Here is a 3,355-nt window from a genome sequence, read left to right as displayed (position 1 = left end):
CAAGCGCATTGTCATTGACCCGCTCTTTTCTTTTTCACTGACCAATTTTCAAAGATCAAAAAACTTGCAAAAAAAAGCTTCTTGAAGAAAACCGTTTTGCTTGTCCCCTCAAGAAGACCGGCGAAATATGCCTGAAAAAGATACGGGTGTCAAACAGTTTTTTTATTTTTTTTTATTTATTTCGGGTAAAAATATTATTCTCATATGATTCCAGCATATTGAATGAAATATTATTTTTATCAAAATCGATAAAACAATCAACATCTGCTATACAATGCCTGAACGGATAAAGGATTTTTATTATTTCAATGGAAAGCCCGGATACTGAATTGATAATCCCGGGCAGTTTTAAAGGTCCCCTGATTTTAGGTCCTGGTAATTGTGAAGTCAAAGATGCGACCGGCATCATGGAAGGACTTGAAATATTCCAGGATGATCCGGACCTGTTCAGTGTCAATATTTCCCTCTGCCGCGTCAAGACCGCCCTGGATATCGAAATCTTCAAAAAGCATCAAAAATTTTTCCCCACTATTTTGTCGATAATTATTTATTATTACAATTTAAATGGGTAATGTTTCCCGTGAAACATTATTAATATTAGAACATGGAAACAATTTAACAAAGATTTGATTTTATCAGTTTAATAAAATCTGATATTCTTTTTATTTTGATTTCATGTTTCAACCATTTATCGTTAGGAGTTTTTGACGTGGAACAAGACAATATTATTCGGTTTGCATCCCGAATGGATTACCTGCCCCCTTACCTTTTCGGTATGATCAATAAAATGAAAATGGAAAAACGGCGGAAGGGGGATGATGTCATTGATCTGGGTATGGGAAACCCAATGGATCCCACACCTGATGCGGTGATTGAGAAGCTGGTGGAGGTTGCCAAGGATCCAAAATCCCACAGATACCCGGAAAGTTCAGGACTTCCCCATTTAAAAAGAGAAATTGCCAAATACTATGGCCGCCATTACAACATTGGTCTGGATGCGGACAAAGAAACCTACTTTACCATTGGCTCCAAAGAAGGTATTTCGCACTTGTGTCTGGCCATCATGGGTCCCGGGGACTGCGTTCTGGTTCCGGCACCGGCCTTTCCCATCCATATCTATGCAGCGGTGATAGCCGGTGCAAATGTCATGAGAATTCCCCTGGAACCTGAAAAGGGTTTTCTGGACAGGATTATTAAAGTGTGTGAAGCCTGTTATCCCAGCCCGAAGGTCCTTATGCTCAATTATCCCCATAACCCCACCGGGGTTGTAACGGATAAAAATTTTTACAAGGAGATCGTAAAACTTGCCAAACGGTTTAAGTTCATGGTTATCAATGACTTTGCCTACGCCAAAATAACCTATGACGGATATGTTGCCCCAAGTTTCCTGGAAATCGAGGGCGCCAAAGATGTCGGTGTTGAATTTGGATCCTTTTCCAAATCATACAATATGGCTGGCTGGCGCATTGGATATTGCGTTGGTAATGAAAAAATTGTCGAGGCCCTTGGAAAAATCAAAGGCTATTTTGATTATGGTATCTTTTCTGCCATCCAGGTGGCAGGTATTATCGCGCTTCGGGACTGTGATGACACTATTCCGGAGCTTGTAAAAATATATGAAAACCGTCGGGATGTACTTTGTTCAGGTCTTGAACGAATCGGATGGGATATCCAAAAACCAAAGGCCGGCATGTTTGTCTGGGCAAAAATCCCTGAACCTTTTAATAAAATGGGTTCCATGGAATTTGCCATCCAGCTCATGAACAATGGAAATGTGGCGGTGGCACCAGGAGCTGGTTTCTCCGAAGAGGGAGAAGGCTATCTTCGCCTGGCCCTGGTTGAAAATGAAGAACGCCTGCGCCAGGCTGTCCGGCAGATGAAAAAAGCCATGGACCAGATGCAAATTTAATTTTGATTATTTCGATTTCCATGGCCCTTATTGATTGAAAAGCTGCCGTCGGTTTTATTTTTTTGATTAAAACCTGACGGCAGCGATTTTTTGGTGCTCGCCCGCTATCAAAAAAAGGGCTTCAATGGATTGTATTGGTTTTGTTACGTTTTATTCCTGAAATCATATCGTTTTTTTTTGCCACGTTTTCATTGATCAGCACAACAACCTTTTCATCGGTGATCAACTTATCAACTCAGGTGTTTTCCTCTAACAGCCCCTCACCAAACAAAAACCGTTCGATCCAGGAAAGTCCCAGCATAAGCAGTTCCCGGTCATCGTGCTTAACCGCGTCCAGTTGCTGCCCGGGCACATTATAACGCGACAGAAAACTGCTCTCAAAAACAAAACGGCGAAAGGTATCCATGTTGTAGCTGGCCATGAAAGCCATTTTCATGGACGGACTGTTCATATCAATGCCCTGGAACCTGAAAGAATTGGTCTGTAAGCGGGCAGCAATGCGTGCCCAGCAGTTGTTGGGTTCGTGGTACGCTCCCATTTCCTGATCCGCCATCCACGCTTTGGCAGTCCAGGCTTGATCTTCATCATGTCCCTTGCAGTAACCATGGTGCATCACATAGTACTGCATGCGCATGCTGCCGTCGGCGCCACCGTAAATGGCCGGTTCCAGGGGATAAGCCCGGCAGGAATAAGGTCTGTCTGAATAAACCGTGCACCCCTTTTCCGTCAGAAAAGTACAGGGGTTGCCCTGCCGGTCGCTCATTTTCAGCATCACGTTAGGAAAGGTGGGCATGTCCCGAATGGCTGTTGTGGTATGCGCAACCAGGAACGCTTCCGAGGTCATGTTAAGGTTCTGCTTCATGCGCACAATGTCATAGGGATAAAGATACATGTCAGCATTGTGGCAGCAACGGGTAAAGCAGGGCACTCCGTCGTGACAGGAAAATTGAAACGTGCCGCTGCCAAGTAAAGCACGATTTGCCGCGCTGTCTATAGTGTCGTCAGGTGTTGTCATGGTCGTATTTCCAGTGTTTGTCAAGTTTGTCCGTAATCAACGGGGAATATATTTTCATTACTGTATATTTTAACATATTCCCGCATTCATCAACCTTTGGATTAAGGTTTTGCACCGCATATGGCCGATCATGAATTTTTTGACTCTATTTTGAAGCGGCTGCGGTCTCCTGTCAATGCATAGGTATCACAAACATCCACAATAAAATGGCAGGCTCCGGTCCCGCTGAATGTTTTTTTTGAATTGATTCCCACATTACGCTCTTATCAACATACTCGTCTGAAATGTTCAAAAACTGATGAATACTGTGTTCACAACATGTTTAAAACGTATGAGAAACCGCTTTAAATAAGGATCTTAAATCGGTTCAAAAAAAAAGTATCTGATTGTTGAAAACAGGTTCAAAATATGTCGAGAAGATTAAAACGGTA

The 3,355-nt window shown here is 42.8% G+C and carries 3 protein-coding genes; 1 reads left to right on the top strand and 2 read right to left on the bottom strand.

Features of this window, described 5'->3' with window-relative positions; translation table 11 throughout:
- Nucleotides 1-365 precede the first annotated feature (365 nt).
- Complete coding sequence (locus Q366_RS21475) at nucleotides 366-515, bottom strand: hypothetical protein (RefSeq protein WP_156968245.1); 150 nt, start codon at nucleotides 513-515, stop codon at nucleotides 366-368.
- A 194-nt stretch (nucleotides 516-709) separates the two neighbouring features.
- On the opposite strand from Q366_RS21475, the gene Q366_RS18995 reads away from it, so the two are divergent.
- A complete protein-coding gene (locus Q366_RS18995) occupies nucleotides 710-1,909 on the top strand; it encodes an aminotransferase class I/II-fold pyridoxal phosphate-dependent enzyme (protein ID WP_035242342.1) in 1,200 nt (399 codons plus the stop codon).
- A 235-nt stretch (nucleotides 1,910-2,144) separates the two neighbouring features.
- On the opposite strand, the gene Q366_RS18990 is transcribed toward Q366_RS18995, so the two are convergent.
- Nucleotides 2,145-2,924 carry a YkgJ family cysteine cluster protein gene (locus tag Q366_RS18990; RefSeq protein ID WP_035242339.1) on the bottom strand — a complete coding sequence of 260 codons (780 nt, stop codon included), beginning with the start codon at nucleotides 2,922-2,924 and terminating at the stop codon, nucleotides 2,145-2,147.
- Nucleotides 2,925-3,355: the final 431 nt, after the last annotated feature.

The sequence above is a fragment of the Desulfobacter vibrioformis DSM 8776 genome (assembly GCF_000745975.1).
GTDB classification, from domain to species: domain Bacteria; phylum Desulfobacterota; class Desulfobacteria; order Desulfobacterales; family Desulfobacteraceae; genus Desulfobacter; species Desulfobacter vibrioformis.
This window is presented reverse-complemented; position numbering and strand designations above follow the sequence as displayed.

Bases quoted from the DNA above. Each gene is read 5' to 3' on its own strand.
- Q366_RS18990 (WP_035242339.1), bottom strand. From the start codon at position 2,924: ATGACAACACCTGACGACACTATAGACAGCGCGGCAAATCGTGCTTTA.